At 72.3% G+C, this 17,838-nt stretch carries 15 protein-coding genes; 2 read left to right on the top strand and 13 right to left on the bottom strand.

What is annotated here, in order from left to right; genetic code table 11:
- Nucleotides 1–40: 40 nt before the first annotated feature.
- The 7 genes from LP52_RS00770 to groES all read right to left on the bottom strand — a co-directional run bounded on the left by LP52_RS00770 (nucleotide 41) and on the right by groES (nucleotide 8,931).
- Nucleotides 41–1,768 carry a glycerol-3-phosphate dehydrogenase/oxidase gene (locus tag LP52_RS00770; protein WP_040269834.1) on the bottom strand — a complete coding sequence of 576 codons (1,728 nt, stop codon included), beginning with the start codon at nucleotides 1,766–1,768 and terminating at the stop codon, nucleotides 41–43.
- Nucleotides 1,769–1,932: 164 nt separating this feature from the next.
- The gene (locus LP52_RS00775) at nucleotides 1,933–2,814 is read right to left on the bottom strand and encodes a lytic murein transglycosylase (protein ID WP_040269836.1); all 882 of its coding nucleotides are present in this window, start codon (nucleotides 2,812–2,814) and stop codon (nucleotides 1,933–1,935) included.
- 214 nt (nucleotides 2,815–3,028) lie between these two features.
- Entirely contained in the window at nucleotides 3,029–4,132 is a 1,104-nt protein-coding gene (locus LP52_RS00780) for a GuaB3 family IMP dehydrogenase-related protein (protein WP_040270016.1), read from the bottom strand.
- Nucleotides 4,133–4,294: 162 nt separating this feature from the next.
- Complete coding sequence (gene guaB, locus LP52_RS00785; RefSeq protein WP_040269838.1) at nucleotides 4,295–5,788, bottom strand: IMP dehydrogenase; 1,494 nt, start codon at nucleotides 5,786–5,788, stop codon at nucleotides 4,295–4,297.
- A gap of 257 nt (nucleotides 5,789–6,045) precedes the next feature.
- Nucleotides 6,046–6,669 carry a sigma-70 family RNA polymerase sigma factor gene (locus tag LP52_RS00790; RefSeq protein ID WP_040269840.1) on the bottom strand — a complete coding sequence of 208 codons (624 nt, stop codon included), beginning with the start codon at nucleotides 6,667–6,669 and terminating at the stop codon, nucleotides 6,046–6,048.
- A gap of 238 nt (nucleotides 6,670–6,907) precedes the next feature.
- The gene (gene groL / locus LP52_RS00795; protein WP_040269841.1) at nucleotides 6,908–8,518 is read right to left on the bottom strand and encodes a chaperonin GroEL; all 1,611 of its coding nucleotides are present in this window, start codon (nucleotides 8,516–8,518) and stop codon (nucleotides 6,908–6,910) included.
- Between the two features lie 101 nt (nucleotides 8,519–8,619).
- On the bottom strand, nucleotides 8,620–8,931 hold the full coding sequence (gene groES, locus LP52_RS00800) for a co-chaperone GroES (RefSeq protein ID WP_040269843.1): 312 nt from the start codon (nucleotides 8,929–8,931) through the stop codon (nucleotides 8,620–8,622).
- A gap of 193 nt (nucleotides 8,932–9,124) precedes the next feature.
- Between groES and LP52_RS00805 the strand changes: the two genes are divergently transcribed.
- Together LP52_RS00805 and LP52_RS00810 are read left to right on the top strand one after the other, a co-directional pair.
- Nucleotides 9,125–10,393, top strand: a complete 1,269-nt coding sequence (locus tag LP52_RS00805; RefSeq protein WP_040269844.1) for a class I SAM-dependent methyltransferase — start codon at nucleotides 9,125–9,127, stop codon at nucleotides 10,391–10,393.
- A gap of 397 nt (nucleotides 10,394–10,790) precedes the next feature.
- Nucleotides 10,791–12,965 carry an apolipoprotein A-IV repeat region-like domain-containing protein gene (locus LP52_RS00810; protein WP_040269846.1) on the top strand — a complete coding sequence of 725 codons (2,175 nt, stop codon included), beginning with the start codon at nucleotides 10,791–10,793 and terminating at the stop codon, nucleotides 12,963–12,965.
- Between the two features lie 264 nt (nucleotides 12,966–13,229).
- On the opposite strand, the gene tsaD is transcribed toward LP52_RS00810, so the two are convergent.
- From tsaD to LP52_RS00840, 6 genes are all read right to left on the bottom strand, one after another.
- On the bottom strand, nucleotides 13,230–14,270 hold the full coding sequence (gene tsaD / locus LP52_RS00815) for a tRNA (adenosine(37)-N6)-threonylcarbamoyltransferase complex transferase subunit TsaD (protein ID WP_040269848.1): 1,041 nt from the start codon (nucleotides 14,268–14,270) through the stop codon (nucleotides 13,230–13,232).
- Nucleotides 14,270–14,809, bottom strand: coding sequence for a ribosomal protein S18-alanine N-acetyltransferase (rimI, locus tag LP52_RS00820; RefSeq protein WP_052809293.1), 540 nt, complete (start codon nucleotides 14,807–14,809; stop codon nucleotides 14,270–14,272). Before rimI ends, tsaD begins: the two co-directional genes overlap by 1 nt.
- A 23-nt stretch (nucleotides 14,810–14,832) precedes the next feature.
- Nucleotides 14,833–15,510 carry a tRNA (adenosine(37)-N6)-threonylcarbamoyltransferase complex dimerization subunit type 1 TsaB gene (gene tsaB, locus LP52_RS00825; RefSeq protein ID WP_040269850.1) on the bottom strand — a complete coding sequence of 226 codons (678 nt, stop codon included), beginning with the start codon at nucleotides 15,508–15,510 and terminating at the stop codon, nucleotides 14,833–14,835.
- Nucleotides 15,511–15,521: 11 nt separating this feature from the next.
- A complete protein-coding gene (tsaE, locus tag LP52_RS00830; RefSeq protein WP_040269852.1) occupies nucleotides 15,522–16,043 on the bottom strand; it encodes a tRNA (adenosine(37)-N6)-threonylcarbamoyltransferase complex ATPase subunit type 1 TsaE in 522 nt (173 codons plus the stop codon).
- Nucleotides 16,044–16,173: 130 nt separating this feature from the next.
- Nucleotides 16,174–17,298, bottom strand: coding sequence for an alanine racemase (gene alr, locus LP52_RS00835; RefSeq protein WP_040269853.1), 1,125 nt, complete (start codon nucleotides 17,296–17,298; stop codon nucleotides 16,174–16,176).
- A 63-nt stretch (nucleotides 17,299–17,361) separates the two neighbouring features.
- Entirely contained in the window at nucleotides 17,362–17,826 is a 465-nt protein-coding gene (locus LP52_RS00840; RefSeq protein ID WP_040269854.1) for an SRPBCC family protein, read from the bottom strand.
- Nucleotides 17,827–17,838: the final 12 nt, after the last annotated feature.

The raw sequence follows: 17,838 nt of genomic DNA on the forward strand, positions 1-17,838 counted from the left end.
ACCGTTGAAGACACCCTCGGCGCCGGCCGGGCCCCGGCTCCTAGCTCACTCCGTCGGTGACCGCCGCCGCGGGGACGATCTCCGGTGCGCCGTGCTGGATGGCGTCGGCCTCGTTGTCGTTGTCCTGCTCCTGTGCCGCGCGCTCCACCTCGATGCGCTTGCGGTAGTAGGCGACCTCGCGCTGGATGTGCTCCTCGCTCCAGCCCAGCTGATCGCCCATCAGCCGCGCCGCCTCCTCCGATGCCGCGATGCCGCGGTCCCAGGTCTCGATGGAGATCCGGGTGCGCCGCGCCAGTACGTCGTTGAGGTGGCGGGCGCCCTCGTAAGCGGCGGCGTAGGCGACCTCGGCGCGCAGGTAGTCGTCGGCCCCGGTGAGCGGCTCCTTGAGGTCGGGCCGCTCCTCCATCATCGCCAGGATCTCGTCGATCATGGTGCCGTAGCGGCGCAGCAGGTGGGTGATCCGCGAACGGTGCAGCCCCGATTCCGTGGCCAGCTTGCGGCGCTGGTTCCACATGGCCGCGTACCCCTCGGCGCCCGCGAGCGGCAGCCGGTCGGTCACCGACTCCGGGATGCGGCCGTCGAGCCCGTGAGCCACCGCGTCGACGGCGTCCTTGGCCATGACCCGGTAGGTCGTGTACTTGCCGCCCGCGATCAGCACCAGGCCCGGCACCGGGTGGGCGACCGTGTGCTCGCGGGAGAGCTTGGAGCTCTCGTCCGACTCCCCCGTCAGCAGCGGACGCAGACCCGCGTAGACACCCTCGACGTCGTCCCTGGTCAGCGGCACTCGCAGGACCGAATTCACGTTGTCGAGGACGTAGTCGATGTCGCGCCGGCTGGCGGCCGGGTGCGCCTTGTGCAGGTCCCAGTCGGTGTCGGTGGTGCCGATGATCCAGTGGCGGCCCCACGGGATCACGAACAGCACGCTCTTCTCCGTGCGCAGGATGAGCCCGGAGGACGCCTGGATGCGGTCGCGCGGCACCACCAGATGGATGCCCTTGGACGGGCGCACGTGGATCTGTCCGCGCCCGCCGACCATCTCCTGGATGTCGTCGGTCCACACGCCCGCCGCGTTCACGACCTGCTTGGCGTGGATGTCGAACCGCTCCCCGGTCTCCAGGTCCTCGGCCTGGGCGCCGGTTACGTGCTCGCCCTCGCGCAGGAAGCCCACCGCCTGCACCCGCGAGGCCACGTGTGCACCGTAGGTCGCGGCGGTGCGCAGCACCGTGAGGACGTAGCGCGCGTCGTCCACCTGGGCGTCCCAGTACTGTACGGCGCCCACCAGCGCATCCCGGCGCAGCGCCGGGAAGACCCGCAGCGCGCTGCCGCGCGTGAGGTGGCGGTGGTGCGGCAGCCCCCGGGTGTTGCCCATGGACATGGCGAGGGTGTCGTAGAGGGTGACGCCGGCGCCGACGTAGGGGCGCTCCCAATGCTTGGTCAGCGGGTAGAGGAACGGCACGGGCTGCACCAGGTGCGGCGCGAGGCGGTGCAGCATCAGGCCGCGCTCGATCAGGGCCTCGCGCACCAGCTCGAAGTCCAGCTGCTCCAGGTAGCGCAGACCGCCGTGGACGAGCTTGCTGGAGCGGCTGGAGGTGCCCGACGCGTAGTCGCGCGCCTCGATCACCCCGACGGTGAGCCCGCGGGCGACGGCGTCCAACGCGACGCCGGCTCCGACGATGCCCCCGCCCACGACCAGGACGTCCAGCTCGGTCCCCGCCATGGCCGCAAGTGCCTCGGTCCGATGATCGGGCCCCATCCGCGCTGCAGTCATCTCACGCCTTCCTTGCGACTGGTGCCTTGCCGGGCCGCACAGAACGCCCCACCGTCAGGCTAACCTGACACGCCCGGCCCAACCCGGTGGCGCGCCTCCCACCGCGCGCGTGCGGCGCCGAGGCCCCCGGCCGCGCCGCCGGTGCGGCGCGGCTCGGTCACGCCTCACACGGCATCGTCGGCCGCCCGGGCGTACCGGTCGGCGAAGTCGAGCACGTCGTCGCCGTAGCTGCGGGATTCGTTGTAGGTGAGAATCGCCTCCCACCAGCCGGAGTCGCTGGTGAGGTCGCGCCCGTCGGCGCACAGGTAGCGCGCCGCGGCCAGGGCGGCGTCGTCGATGTCGTGGGGGTCGGCCTCGCCGTCGGAGTCGGCGTCGGCGCCCCACTCGTCCCACGTCGTGGGGATGAACTGCATCGGCCCGACCGCGCGGTCCCACGTCCCGTCGCCGTCGAGCGCACCGCCGTCGGTGTCGGCGATCTCCGCGGTGCCGCGGCTGCCGTCGAGCGGGATGCCGATGACCTGCTCGGTGGTGCGCCCGTCGTCGCCGACCTCGCCGCCTGCGGCGGTGCCGTGTCCGGACTCCACCTGTCCGATGCCCGCAAGGGTGGGCCAGGAGATCCGGCAGTCGGGCTGCTCGCGCATGAGGCTGAGCTGAGCGCCCGCGTAGCCCTCCAGTGCACGGCGCGGCGTACCGGTGGCCTCGGAGACCGTGTCGAGCCACTCGGGACTGGGCGCGGCGCCGACGGCCCGCTCGGAGTCGGGCGAGGGCCTGTCGTCAGCCGCCAGGGCTCCGTCCTGTGCCTGCGCCGAACCGGTGGCGGCCGGAACCGTGTCGATGCTGCCGGCGGCGTCGCCGGGGCCCGGCGGCAGCTCGGGGGCCCGGTGGGGCTGAAGCGTGCCGGCGACGGCCGCGACCCCCGCGGCCACCCCGAGAGTCGAGGCCACCGCCGCGGTGGCGACGGCGACCCGCTTCCATCGGGCGGGTTGCGAGGCTTCGGCGGGCGAGGCGGGGGGCGCCTCGGAACCGGTGACGGGGGAACCGCTCACGGACACCTCATTCACATTTCGGACACGATCGGCCGGGAGGGAGTGTGTCGGTTGGGCGCATGCGGCGCCAACGTGATAGTGCACCCCATTCTGAGGGTCCGAGTCAACTACCTACGCGGCCTAGGCTCACCTCGGAGCGGGGGCGACGGCGCCGGTGCGCCGCGCCTGCGGGGGCGGCGCGCACCGGCGCGCGGGCTCCGGGTCCGACGGCGCCTCAGTTGGGGTCGACCACGACCTCGACGCGCTGGAACTCCTTGAGGTCGCTGTAGCCGGCGGTGGCCATGGTGCGGCGCAGGGCGCCCGTCAGGTTCATGGACCCGTCGCTGGTGAGCGAGGGCCCGTGCAGGATCGACTCCAGCGAGCCGATCGTGCCGACCTGCAGCCGCTCGCCGCGCGGCAGCTCCCCGTGGTGGGACTCGGTGCCCCAGTGGTAGCCGCCGCCGGGGGCCTCCGCGGCGCGCGCCAGCGGCGAGCCGATCATCACGGCGTCGGATCCGCAGGCCAGCGCCTTGGCGATGTCGCCGCTGCGGGTCATTCCGCCGTCGGCGATGACGTGCACGTAGCGGCCGCCCGACTCGTCGAGGTAGTCGCGGCGGGCCGCGGCGACGTCGCCGATCGCGCTGGCCATGGGCACCGACACACCCAGCACCGAGCGGGTGGTGTGGCCGGATCCGCCGCCGAAGCCCACCAGCACGCCCGCCGCGCCGGTGCGCATCAGGTGCAGAGCCGCGGTGTAGGTGGCGCAGCCGCCCACGACCACGGGCACGTCCAGCTCGTAGATGAACTGCTTGAGGTTGAGCGGTTCGGCGCGGCCCGAGACGTGCTCGGCGGAGACCGTGGTGCCGCGGATGACGAACAGGTCGACCCCGGCGTCGATCACGGCCTTGTGGTACTGCGCGGTGTGCTGCGGCGAGAGGCGGGCGGCGGTGACCACCCCGGACCGGCGGATCTCCTCGATACGCCGTCCGATCAGCTCCTCCTTGACCGGCTCGGCGTAGATCTCCTGCAGCCGGCGCGTGGCGGCCTCGTCGTCGAGCTCGCGGATCTCCTCCAGCAGCGGCTCGGGGGACTCGTAGCGCGTCCACAGCCCTTCGAGGTCGAGCACGCCCAGCGCGCCCTGCCGCCCCATCGCGATGACGGTCTCGGGCGAGGCGATGCTGTCCATCGGACTGCCCATCAGCGGCGTGTCGAAGCGGTAGGCGTCGATCTGCCAGGTGATCGACACCTCTTCGGGGTCACGGGTGCGGCGGGCCGGCACGATCCCGATCTCCTCGAGTTCGTAGGCGCGGCGCCCGTTCTTGCCGAGCCCGATCTCCAGCTGAGCCAACGCTTGGGTCCCCTCTCGCGTGCTTCACCGGCGTAGCCGACCGGCGGATACTGCGGCGGCGAGTCTATCCGGCGCGCCGCCGCGGCGCCCCTGCGCCCGCCGTGCCTCCTCGCGTGACGTGGCGTGGCGGCGCCGGGCCGCGATACTCCGTTGTCAGCGGCGCCCGTGGTAGTTGGGGGCCTCGACGGTCATCTGGACGTCGTGGGGGTGGCTCTCCTTGAGGCCGGCCGAGGTGATCTGCATCAGCTGGCCGTGCTCGTGCAGGTCCGCGATCTCGCGCGCGCCTGCGTACCACATCGACTGGCGCAGCCCCCCGATGAGCTGGTCGGCCACCGTCTCCAGCGGGCCGCGGTAGGGCACCTGGCCCTCGACGCCCTCGGGGATCAGCTTGTCCTCGGTGGCGACGTCGGCCTGGGAGTAGCGGTCCTTGGAGTAGGAGCGCCCGCGCATCGCGCCCAGCGAGCCCATGCCGCGATAGGTCTTGTACTGCTTGCCGTTGATGAAGACGAGGTCGCCCGGGCTCTCCTCGACGCCGGCGAGCAGGCTGCCCAGCATCACCGTGCTGGCGCCGGCGACGATCGCCTTGGCGATGTCGCCGGAGTACTGCAGCCCGCCGTCGGCGATGACCGGCACCTGGGCGGGCCCGGCGGCCTTGGACGCCTCCATCACGGCCGTGACCTGCGGCGCCCCGACACCGGCCACGACGCGGGTCGTGCAGATGGAGCCGGGCCCCACGCCGACCTTGACGGCGTCGGCGCCGGCGTCGATCAGCGCCTGCGCACCGGCGCGGGTGGCGATGTTGCCCGCGACGACGTCGGCCGAGGAGTTGGCCTTGAGCTTGGCGACCATCTCGGCGACGCCGGAGGAGTGGCCGTGGGCCGTGTCGACGACGACGAAGTCGGCGCCGGCCTCGATCAGCGCATGGGCGCGCGCCTCGGATTCGTCGCCCACGCCCACGGCGGCGCCGACGACCAGGCGGCCGTCGGCGTCCTTGGTGGCGTCGGGGAACTGCTCGCTCTTGATGAAGTCCTTGACGGTGATCAGACCGCGCAGCCGGCCCTGGGCGTCGACCAGCGGCAGCTTCTCGATCTTGTTCTTGCGCAGCAGCCGGAAGGCGTCGTCGCGGCTGACCCCGACCGGCGCCGTGATCAGCGGCATCGGGGTCATGACCTCGTGGACGGGGCGGTCGCGGTCCAGTTCGAAGCGCATGTCGCGGTTGGTGACCATGCCCACCAGGCGGCCGTCGGCGTCGGTGACCGGAGCGCCGGAGATGCGGTAGTGGGCGCTGAGCGCCTCGACGTCGGCCAGGGTGTCGTCGGGTTTGCAGGTGACAGGGTCGGTGACCATGCCGGCCTCGGACCGCTTGACCAGGTCGACCTGGGCGGCCTGCTCCTCGACGGAGAGATTGCGGTGCAGCACGCCCGCGCCGCCCTGGCGTGCCATGGCCACCGCGGCGCGGGCCTCGGTGACCGTGTCCATGGCCGCTGACAGCAGCGGGATGCGCAACCCGATGTTGCGCGAGAGCCTGCTCCCGGTGTCGACCTCGCCGGGTTGCAGGTCCGAGTAGGACGGGACCAGCAGGACGTCGTCGTAGGTGAGCCCCGGCGGCAGAACCTTGCCGCCGTCCCCCGTGAACAGCTGCGTCATATATCTTCCCAACCACTCGCGCGTGTTGTTTCATCCTAGGACGGCGGTGGAGCGCCGCGAGGCGGTTCGGCGGCAGCCGCCGGGCCGGTGTCGAGGCTCACAGCGCCCGCCGCACCGGCGCCGCGGCGCCGGTGCCCGGGCCCTGGCGGCAGCGGGAACCGGGTGCCCACGGTTCGCTGCCGACGCCCTGACACGGTGTCAGGAACGAGCGGCCGAGAGTGACATCGTGCGACGCGACGCTCGGCCGCTGCGCCGCGTCAGATCAGCCGGTTGGCCGCGGCCACCTTGCGCAGGCGGACCAGGGCGCGGTGCTGGGCCACACGCACGGCGCCGGGCGACATGCCCAGCGCGTGGCCGGTCTCGTCGGCGGAGAGCCCGGCGATGACCCGCATCACCAGCAGGCGCCGCTGCTGCTCGGGCAGTTCGTCGAGCAGGGCGCGCGCCCGCTCGGCCTCGGCGCTGCGCACGGCCGACTCCTCGGGGCCGGGGCCGTCGTCGGCGCAGTCGGGCACGGCGTCGGTCGGCACGTCGGCGCGGGTGGAGCGGCGCAGCGCGTCGGCGACCTTGTTGGAGGCGATCTTGAACACGAAGGCCGCGAACGGCCGCCCCTTGTCCTCATAGCGCGGCAGTGCCGCCAGCAGGGCGATGCAGACCTCTTGCGCCACGTCGTCGGAGTAGTGGACGTATCCGGCGACGCGGGAGAGTTTCGCACGGCAGTAGCGGACCACCATCGGGTGGACCTCGCGGATGAGTGAGTCGACCGCGCCGTCGTCGCCCTGGACGGCAAGCGAGGTCAGATGATTCAGTTCCGTCTCGTTCGCTCTGCGCAGGGCCTCGGCTCGGCTCGCGAGCGCGCCCCCCGCTGCGCGTGGATCCGTCACGTCTCGCATCATGCCCCGCCGCACGGGTTTACACGTCACCAAATGCGGCTACAGAATGATCACATTCGACGGAAAAGCCGCAAAAGCGGCGCGTGGCCCGTGCTGAAGCGGGGCGCCCGATGATAATGAACGACCCCGCGCCCGCCGTGTGCGGACGCGGGGTCGGTGCCGGACCGGGCCGCCCGTGCGGCCCCGGTGCGGCCGAGGTCGAGCGGGCGGAGCCGGCCGTGGAGCCGACTCAGTGGCCGTGGCCGTGGCCCTGGCCCTCGTCCTCGTCTTCCTCGGGCTTCTCGACGACCAGCGCCTCGGTGGTCAGCAGCATGCCCGCGATCGAGGCGGCGTTCTGCACCGCCGAACGGGTGACCTTGACCGGGTCGATGATGCCGGCCGCCATCAGGTCGCCGTAGGTCTCGGTGGCGGCGTTGTAGCCCTGGCCCACCGGCATCTCGCCGATGCGGTAGGTGACCACGTAGCCCTCGGCGCCGCCGTTCTCGGCGATCCAGCGGGCCGGCTCCGGCAGGGACTGGCGCAGGATCTTCACACCGGTCGCCTCGTCGCCGGACAGACCCAGGTCGTCCAGCTCCAGGGCGGCGTGCACGAGCGCGGAACCGCCGCCGGCGACGATGCCCTCCTCGATCGCGGCGCGGGTGGCCGAGATCGCGTCCTCCAGGCGGTGCTTCTTCTCCTTGAGCTCCACCTCGGTGGCCGCACCGACACGCAGCACGGAGACGCCGCCGGCCAGCTTGGCCAGGCGCTCCTGCAGCTTCTCGCGGTCCCAGTCGGAGTCGCTGTTCTCGATCTCCTTGCGGATCTGGTGGACCCGCTCCTCGACCTCGCTCTGCTCGCCGTTGCCGTCGACGATGGTGGTGTCGTCCTTGGTGACGGTGATGCGGCGGGCGCTGCCCAGCACGTCCAGCTCGGCGTTCTCCAGGCTCAGGCCGACCTCTTCGGCGATGACCTGGCCGCCGGTCAGGGTGGCGATGTCCTGGAGCATGGCCTTGCGGCGCTCGCCGAAGCCGGGAGCCTTGACCGCGGCGACGTTGAGGGCGCCGCGGATCTTGTTGAGGACCAGCGCGCCCAGGGCGTCGCCTTCGATGTCCTCGGCGATGATCAGCAGCGGCTTCTTCGTCTGGACGACCTTCTCCAGCAGCGGCAGGAGGTCGTTCAGGCTGGAGATCTTGCCCTGGTTGATCAGGATGAGGGCGTCGTCCAGGACCACCTCCTGGCGCTCCTGGTCGGTGACGAAGTAGGGCGAGACGTAGCCCTTGTCGAACTGCATGCCCTCGGTGAAGTCGAGGTCGAGGCCCATGGTCGGGGCCTCCTCGACGGTGATGACGCCGTCCTTGCCGACCTTGTCGAACGCCTCGGCGATCATGTCGCCGATCTGGGCGTCCTGGGCGGAGTTGGTGGCGACGTAGGCGATGTCGTCGCGCTCGCCGATCTCGCGGGCGCGCTCGATGAGGACGTCGGCGACCTTCTTGGCGGCGGTGTCGATGCCCTTCTTCAGCGACATCGGCGAGGCGCCGGCGGCCACGCTGCGCAGGCCCTCGCGGACCAGCGCCTGGGCGAGCACGGTGGCGGTGGTGGTGCCGTCGCCGGCCGCGTCGTTGGTCTTGGTGGCGACCTCCTTGACCAGCTGGGCCCCGAGGTCCTCGTAGGGGTCCTCCAGCTCGATCTCGCGAGCGACGGTGACACCGTCGTTCGTGATGGTGGGCGCACCGAACTTCTTGTCGATGACGACGTTGCGGCCGCGCGGGCCGAGCGTCACCTTCACGGAGTTCGCGAGACGGTCGACACCGCGCTCAAGCGAGCGCCGCGCGTCGTCCTCGAATTCCAGGATTTTGGGCATGGTGAGCTTCCTCTATCCGTACACCTACGGCGGGTAAGAAAAACCGCCCCGCCCGGCAGCGTGCCGGCCGGGGCGGGAGAGTCTCGTCGGCTGACGAGGTCTTACTTCTCGACGACCGCGAGCAGGTCGCGGGCGGAGAGGACGAGGTACTCCTCGTTGTCGTACTTGACCTCGGTGCCGCCGTACTTGCTGTACAGAACGATGTCGCCGACGTTCACGTCGAGCGGGATGCGCTTGTCGCCCTCGTCGTCCCAGCGGCCGGGGCCCACAGCGAGGACCTCGCCCTCCTGGGGCTTCTCCTTGGCGGTGTCGGGGATGACAAGGCCGGAGGCAGTGGTCTGCTCGGCTTCGAGGGTCTTGACGACGACGCGGTCCTCAAGCGGCTTGAGCACAGTCTTGGTGGCGGTCGACACGGTTGTGACCTCCCCCTTCGGGTTCGATGATACGAAACTGCATGCTTGGCAAAGGGGCGACCACGGCGGCCTGCCGTCGCGGGTGCCAGACCGGCCTCGTCGCAATTAGCACTCTACCTTGGGGAGTGCCAGTATGGAACATTAACCGGGCCCATGGGGCGCGTCAAACGACTGGTCACGGGGGAACATCGTGGTGTCCAGCGGGCAAACCGCACCCGACACGGCAGCGTTCTCGGCTCTTCTCACCAGCGCCGGGGGCCGTGTGCTGGCCGCGGCGGAATCGGCTTCGCCCGACCCGCTGAAGGCGGCCACGGCCCTGCGCAGCGAAGCCGAGCGAGCACTGGCCGAGGCGGCCGGCGAGGCCGGCGCGCCCGACGTCGCGCCTGCCGATCTGGCCGGCGCGGCGCTTACGCAGGCGCGGCTGCGCGCGCGGGCGAAGGCGAAGTTCGGCGCGCGCGCCGAGCGCATGTTCTTCACCGAGCCGGGGCTGGAGCAGGCCACCCGCATGTCCGTCGCCGGCTACCGCGCCCGCCGGTTGGCCGCGGCGCTGGGCGAAGGGGCGCGCGTGGCCGACCTGGGCTGCGGCGTCGGTGCCGACGCGATCGCCGCGGCCGAAGCCGGACTCGAGGTGGAGGCCGTCGAATCCGATCCGCTGACCGCCGCTGTGGCCGCGGCCAACGCCGCACAACTGGGCCTGGAGGGGCGGATGCGCGTGCGCCAGGGCGATGCCGCGGCGGTCGCCCCCGACGCCTACGACGCCGTCTTCTGCGATCCCGCCCGCCGCACCACGCGCGGCCGGGTCTTCGACCCCGACGCCTACTCCCCGCCCTGGGACGCGGTCATGGACCTGGCCGCGCGGGCGCCGGCCTCGTGCGTCAAGGCCGCGCCGGGCATCCCGCATGAGCGCATCCCCGAGGGGGCCGCCGCCGAGTGGGTCTCGGTGGACGGCGACCTCAAGGAGACGGCGCTGTGGCAGGGCCTGGGCGACAGGCAGGTGCGCCGCGCCACGCTGCTGCGGAGTGACGGCTCGGCTCCCGCGACGCTGGCCGCCGACCCCGACGCCGGCCCCGCCCCGGTGGGCCCGCCCGCGCGCTACCTCTACGAGCCCGACAACGCCGTGGTGCGGGCGCACCTGGTGGCCGAGGCCGCGGAAAGGGTCGAGGGCGCGCTCCTGGATCCCGACATCGCCTACATCACCTCCGACCGCCTCGCCGCGACGCCGTTCTGCCGCGCCTTCGAGGTGCACGAGACCATGCCGTTCTCGCTGAAACGGCTGCGGTCGCGCCTGCGCCGGATGAAGGCGGGAACGGTAACGATTAAGAAACGCGGTTCGGCCGTGGACGTCGACAAACTGCTCCGCGACCTCAAGCCGAGCGGCCCGGAATCGGTGGTCGTCGTACTCACGCGCGTCGGGGATCGCCCCTTGTGCCTCCTGTGTTCCGAGGTCACGGCCTTGCTGTAGACACATCCCCCAGCTGCGGCAAAACGGAAACCCCGTCACAGGCGTGACTATGGCCGCGATCAGTACTAGCGTGACGCAGCAGACCGGCCATGACGATTGGCGGCCAATCCCCCCATCTTTGCCAGTCAAGCACGGCGAATAAGGCTCATGTCGTTAAACTGATCCCACTGAATCCCTTCTCCCCGTCCTGGATTCGACCGGCGACGCAGCATGGTGGCCGGCGGCCGCCGATACTCGGCCCTCCCGCCGCGACCACGGTCGTCACCGCGCGTGGCCGCGGGACCCCCGAACGTGACAGCGGCATCAGCCCCCTGGCGCCGCGCCGGCCGATCCCAGGAGCACACCGCCCATCCACGGCCGAAACGGGTGGGGGCGCCAGATCTTAAGGAGCACCTCGGTGGAACAGACCAACCACAACTTCCTCAACGGGGGAGGTCAGACCGGGATCTCCGACCGCATGCGGGACCTCCTCTCACGGGCCGCGCAGGACCAGATCTCCGAACAGAAGTCCCAAGGTGCGGTCAACGAGGAGATGCGCCAGCGCCTGGAAGGCATGGAGTGGCTGCTGCGCGAGTTCCGCGAACGCGAGTTCGCCACGCTCGCGGAGTCGGTCGCCAGCGTCCAGGCCCGGGTCGACGAGCTCTCCTCGCGCCCGCCGGAGTGGGCCGAGACCCTGGCCGAGCACATCGCCCTGGTCGGGGAACGCGTCAAGCCGCTGGCGGAGATGTCGGCGCTGCGCGCGGACATCCGCACCATCACCGGCCACCTCGACACCACGCTGACCCGGCTGCAGGAGCTGGCCGAGTCCGGCGAGCAGACCTCCGGCCGGATCGACGCGCTCACCGAGCGCGTCGAGAAGCTGGCCTCCTCCACCGAGGCGCGGTTCGGACGCATCGACGAGGCCGTGGAGGGCGTCACCGCGAACACTCAGGAGCTGCGCGACTCCCTGACGGCCCTCACCGAGCGTGTGGAGGCCCAGCACGACACCGCCATGGGCACCGCCGCCGAGCGCCACGAGGCCGTCACAACGGCCCTCACCGAGGGCCGCGAGGCGCTTTCCGCAGCCATCGAACAGGGCCGCACCTCCGTCGAGCAGGCCGTGTCCGAAGGCCGCGAGCACCTGGTGACCTCCATCGGCGAAAGCCACGACACCCTCGAATCCACCCTGCGCGAGCAGCACACGCAGCTCAGCGACAAGCTCGACACCACCGCCGAGTCGCTGCGCGGCGCCACCGAGCAGAGTCGTGACGCCGTCACCGGCGCGGTCTCCGAGGGCGTCGACCGCCTCGACGCGCAGTCCCAGGAGCGCCACACCGCCCTGACCGAGGGCATCGAGCGGCTCGGCACCACCGCCGAGGAGCACCACGGCAGCCTTCGCGAGGGCATCGAGCGGCTGGACGGGCGCACCGCCGAGAACCACACCGAGGTCACCGCCCAGCTGACCGAGAGCGTCGCGCGGCTGAGCAACCAGGCCGAGGAGAACCAGGCCGAGGCCACCGCCGCGGTCGCCGACGCCAACAACGCGGTCACCAAGCTCGCCGAGTCCACCGAGGAGCGCCTCGGCGACCTGCGCACCCACGTCCGCGACCGGCTCGCCGAACTGCACGAGCAGCTGGAGCTGCACCGCTCCGAACTGCGCGAGCGCGACGACCAGCAGCGCGCCGAGCTCGCCGGCAAGCTCGACGAGACCGCACAGGGCCTGCGCGCCAAGACCGAGGAGGACCTGGCCGCCACCACCGCTGCGCTGGCCGAGCTTCGCGGCACGGTGGAGGAGCGCACGACCGAGCTGCGCGAGTCCGTCGACACGCGCATCGGCGAGCTGCGCGAGGCCGTGGACGAGCGCATGGAGGCGCTGCGGCAGCAGGGCGACGAGCGCCACGGCACGCTCGCCTCGGCCGTCGAGGAGCAGCGCGCCGCCGTCGACGCCCGCCTGGAGCAGGCCCGCGAGGAGCTGGCCGGCAAGGTCGACCGCCACTTGGAATCCGTCAACAGCAAGTTCGAGCACGGTCTCGGCCGCCTGACCGACCGCTTCGACACCTTCGAAGGGCACTTCGACGGCAGCTTCGAGGGCGTCGAGGGCAAGATCGACGGGGTCAGCGGGCGCCTCGACGGCATCGAGGGCCGCGTCACCGGGGTCGAGGGCCAGTTCGAGGGCGTCAACGGCCACATCGGCGGAGTCGACGGCCGCCTGGAGGCCGTGGACGACCGCCTTGAGGCCCTCAACCAGCGCCTGGCCCAGCTTCCGGCCACGCTGGAGGTCAGCGAGGTGCACCGCCGCCTCACCGAGCTGCTCGACCGCCCGGTCATCGACCCCACCGAGAAGCTGGACAGCCTGGACGGGCGCCTCAAGGAGGGCATCGACCCGCTGCTGCGCGAGGTCCAGGCCCGCCCGGACCGCCACGAGTTCGACGAGGCGATCACCGAGGCCGTCGAGACCTCGCACGACGACATCACCAAGCGCCTGGCCGCCCTTGAGGAGACCATGCTCGCCCTTGCCGAGGCCCTCCTGCGCCCCGGCCGCGACGGCAAGAAGAAGCGCCGCCAGGACGATGACGACGAGGACGACGACTAGTCCCTAGAGCCGCACCCGCCGAGCTGTGGAAGGGGCGGGGCGAGGACCGTACCGGTTCTCGCCCCGCCCTGAGTGTGAGCGCAGCGGTGGCGCCCAGCCCGCGTGGGGGCACCGCCCCGGACGGAAGCGAAGGAACCCTCGCGGCGGCGACCCGGGCCCCGCCGGGCCGAAGCCCTTCCGTCGCGCGGTCCGGGGCGCGTGAGCTCCCCGGACACCCCTTACCGAGGCCCCTTACCGCACCGGCCGAATGCGGCGGGCTCCTCCCTATGCCGCGAGCGGGCGGTCCACCGGGAGTGAGGTGTCGGTGGCCAGTTTCAGGGTGGACGGAGGGAGGTCGGCTGCGACGACCTCGGCTCCGAGGGCGGCGATCATGGCGCCGTTGTCGGTGCACAGCCGCGGGCGGGGCACGCGCAGCGTGATGCCCGCGTCGCCGCAGCGCTCCTCCGCCAAAGCCCGCAGGCGCGAGTTGGCGGCCACGCCCCCGCTGATCACCAGGTGCTCCACGCCGTGCTCCAGGCACGCGTCGACCGCCTTGCGGGTGAGCACGTCGACCACCGCCTCCTGGAACCCGGCCGCGATGTCGGCCACCGGCAGGTCGCGCCCCTCGCGGGTGCTGTCCTCCACCCAGCGAGCGACGGCGGTCTTGAGCCCGGAGAACGAGAAGTCGTAGGTGCCGTCCCCCCACTTGCCGCGCGGGAAGCGGATGCCCCGCGGGTTGCCCTCGCGCGCGGCCTTGTCGATGGGCGGGCCGCCGGGGTAGGGCAGGCCCAGCAGTCGCGCCACCTTGTCGTAGGCCTCGCCTGCTGCGTCGTCGACGGTGTCGCCGAGCTGCTGCACGTCGGTGGCCAGGTCACGCACCAGCAGCAGCGAGGTGTGCCCGCCCGAGACCAGCAGGGCGATGGCGGGCTTGGGCAGCGGGCCGTGCTCCAGTTGGTCCACGGCGACGTGGCCGACCAGGTGGTTGACGCCGTAGAGCGGCTTGCCCAGCGCCATGGCGTAGGCCTTGGCCGCCGAAACGCCGACCAGCAGCGCGCCGGCCAGTCCGGGGCCGGCGGTGACCGCGAGCGCGTCGACGTCGGCGAGCGTGGCACCGGCCTTGTCCAGAGCGCGGTGCACGGTCGGGGTCATGGCCTCCAGGTGCGCCCGGCTGGCTACCTCGGGCACGACCCCGCCGAAGCGGGCGTGCTGGTCCACGCTGGAGGCGACCTCGTCGCTGAGCAGTTCGCAACCGCGCACCAGCCCGACCCCGGTCTCGTCGCACGAGGTCTCGATCCCCAGGATCAGGGGCAGATCTGCCGCACTCATCACGCGTTCTCCTCGTCGTCTCCGGCCGTGTCAGCCGGATCCCCGAACTCCAGGGCCTCTCCCGGCTCGCCGCCCCCCGTGGCCGCGATCGCCGCGGCCGGCGCGGAGCAGCGCATCACGATCGCGTCCACGCCGTCCCGGTAATAGCCGCGCTTGATCCCGACGTCGGCGAACCCGAACCTGCGGTAAAGCTCGCGAGCGCGCAGGTTGTCCGCGCGGACCTCCAGGTCCACCTCGTTCACAGCACGCGAGTACGCCTCGCTGAGCATCGTGGTCACCAGCGCGGTGGCGATCCCGCGGCCCCACCAGGCACGGTCGACGGCGATGGTCTGCACGTCGCCGTGCGGCGCGACGGCACGCAGGCCCGCGTAGGCCACGACCGGCCCCTCGCCCTCGCCGCCGACCTCGCCGCGGCACGCGACGAAGTAGTGCCGGGTGGGCTCGGCGAGCTCGGAGCACATCATGTCCTCGCTCCAGGCGTCGTCGGGGAACATGGTGCGCTCCAGCTCCATCACGGCCGGAAGGTCGAAGTCGGTCATCGGCCGTATGCGGAAGCCGCGGTTCACGTCGCCTGCCACTGGCGCACCTTCTTCGGCGTGCCCGGCTCGGCGGCGTCCGGGCGGCGCAGGTAGAGCGGTCGGGGTTCGTCGAGCTTCTCGCCCGCCACCAGCCGGCGCAGCGCGACCTCGCCCAGCGCCTCGGCGGTGGGGTAACGGGGCTCGGCGTCGGCGGCCTGCGGGCCGAGCACGTCGGCGTAGAGGTGGGCGCCGTGGCCGATCACCGGAAGTCCTTCGGTGTCCACGGCCGACGGGCGGTCCACCGCGATCTCACCGGTACGCGTGCGCGCGTCGGAGTAGCGCGCCCAGAAGATCTCCTTGCGGCGGGCGTCCGTGGCGGCGATGAAGGGGGCTTCGCGGCCGGAGGCGAAGGCGATCGCGTCCAGCGTCGGGACCCCGTGGCAGGCGATGCCCAATGCCTCGGCCAGGGCGTGGGCGGTGGACAGGCCCACGCGCAGGCCGGTGTAGGGGCCGGGGCCGATCCCCACGGCGATGTGCGTGAGGTCGCTGAAGGCGGCGCCGGCTTGGGCCAGGCTCTCGCCGATCTGCGGGCTGAGCAGCTCGCCGTGGTGGCGGGCGTCCACGGTGGAGGCGGCGGCCCGCACACGCACGCCGTCGTCGCGGGCTTCGCAGACGGCGCTGGTGATGGCCGGGGTCGCGGTGTCGAAAGCCAGGAGGAGCACGATCGTTCAGCCTATTCCGCATCCAGGGCGAGGTGGGACCAGCGCACGCCGATGCCCGTCAGAGTGACACGGCGGGTGTCGTCGGGGTGGCGGGCGATGGTGATCTCCAGCCGCTCGTCGGTGAGGTGCTCGGCGATTCCCTCGCCCCATTCGACGGCGGTCACCGAATCCTCCATCGCGGAGTCGAGGTCGAGGTCGTCGAGTTCCTCTACGCCGCCGAGGCGGTAGGCGTCGGCGTGCACGAGCGCGGGACCGCCGGTCTCCGAGGGGTGCACCCGCGCGATGACGAACGTCGGCGAGGTGATGGGACCGCGGACGCCCAGTCCTTCGCCGATGCCCTGAGTCAGGGTCGTCTTGCCGGCGCCCAGCGGTCCGCTGAGGACCAGCAGGTCGCCGGGGCGCAGCAGGCCGGCGATGCGGCGGCCGAGGGCACGCATCGCGGAGTCGGTCTCAGCGGTGACGAACACGGTGTTCGCGCGGGTGCCGGGTGCGGCGCCGGAGTCGGATCCGGCGGTCGGGGTCGTCTCGGTCATAGGCTCGCAGCACTGTCTCGATCTGATGCGGCGGTGGATCCGTCCACATGAACCAGGGTAGGCGGGCCCCGCCACCGGCTCGGACGCCGGCGGAGGCGCCCGGGCCCCGGGCCGCGGTTCCCGCCGGGTGTCAGCCGGTGCCGCCGTAGACGCGCGGGACGCGCGCGGAGATGCGGGTGACGATCTCGTAGGGGATGGTCCCCAGCATGTCGGCCCAGTCCTGGGCGGTGGGCTCGCCCGAGTCGCCGGGGCCGAACAGCACCGCCTCGGGTTCGGCACCGAGGGTGTCGTCGCCGAGGTCGACCATGAACTGGTCCATGCACACGGTGCCGGAGATCGTGCGGCGCCTTCCGCCGACCTGGACCGGTCCTGTGTTGGTGGCGTGGCGGGGCACGCCGTCGCCGTAGCCGAGCGGGATCAGCGCCAGGTTGGCCGGGCGGTCGGTGGTGTAGCGGTGTCCGTAGGAGACACCGCTTCCGGCGGGCACCCGCTTGACCAGGGCGACGGCGGTGCGCAGGGTCATGGCCGGGCGCAGGCCGGTGTCGGCCAGGCCGGGGATGGGGCTCAGTCCGTAGCTTGCGATCCCCGGGCGCACCAGGTCGAAGTGGGCCTCGGGCAGGGTGAGGGTGGCCGCGGAGTTGGCCAGGTGGCGCACCTCGGGCTCCAGCCCGGCCTTGCCGGCGATCTCCAGCGCCTCGTGGAAGGCGGAGGTCTGGGCGGCGATGGAGGGGTGGCCGGGCTCGTCGGCGCAGGCGAAGTGCGAGAACAGCCCGGTCACGCGGATCAGCCCGTCGGCCTCGGCGCGCGCGGCGGCGGCGACGGTCTCGGGCCACTGGTCGGCGGTGAGGCCGCCGCGGTTGAGTCCGGTGTCGGCCTTGAGGTGCACACGCGCGCGGCGCCCCGTCTCGCGGGCCGCACCGGCGATGTCGCCGATCAGGGACGGCGTGCTGACGCCCAGGTCGATGTCGGCGGACACCGCCTGGGCCACGGGCGCGCGAGGCGGCAGGATCCAGGCGACGAGGGGGCAGGTGATGCCGGCGCCGCGCAGCTCCAACGCCTCCTCGATGAAGGCGGTGCCCAGCCACTGGGCGCCTCCGGCCAGCATGGCGCGGGCGGCGGGCAGCATGCCGTGGCCGTAGCCGTCGGCCTTGACCACGCCCATGACCGCTGCGCCGGGTGCGCGCCGTGCGAGCACGGCGGTGTTCTCACTGATCGCGCTCAGGTCGATGCGGGCTTCAGCGAACGAGGGCGGCATGGCATCAAGTCTGGCACGGGCGCGAGCCCGCGCGGCGCGCATCGGTGCAGCGCGCCGCGCGGGCTACTCCGCGCCTTCGGTGGTGTCCTTGTCGGGGGTGCCCTCCTCGGCGAGGCGCTTGAGGCGCGGCAGCGTCTGCTCGATGCCGCGGGCGTTGCGGGCCGGGTAGCCGATCAGCATGTAGAAGGCCGACATCCGCGTGTAGTCGAAGGTCTCGGTGACCCGGGTGGTGCCGTCGTCCACGGGCTCCAGCCGCCAGCGCCAGATGTGGGGGCCGATGTGGCTCCAGGCGATCAGCCGGTTCTCCTCGTACTCCACGACCCGGTTGGAGGTGCTGTAGGGCAGGCCCATGCGCATGTCCATGCCGAAGCGCGAGCCCGGACCCAGGCGCTCGGCGTCGCCGCGGGCCTGCTGGACGGTGCCGGAGCCGTCGAACTCGTGGTGGCGGCGGGGGTCGCTGATGATGCGGAAGATGCGCTCGGCGGGAGCGTCGATCACCACGCTGCGCGATACCTGGTGTTTGGCCATGCCCGCATCCTC

Source organism: Streptomonospora alba, from assembly GCF_000826685.1.
GTDB classification, from domain to species: Bacteria; Actinomycetota; Actinomycetes; order Streptosporangiales; family Streptosporangiaceae; genus Streptomonospora; species Streptomonospora alba.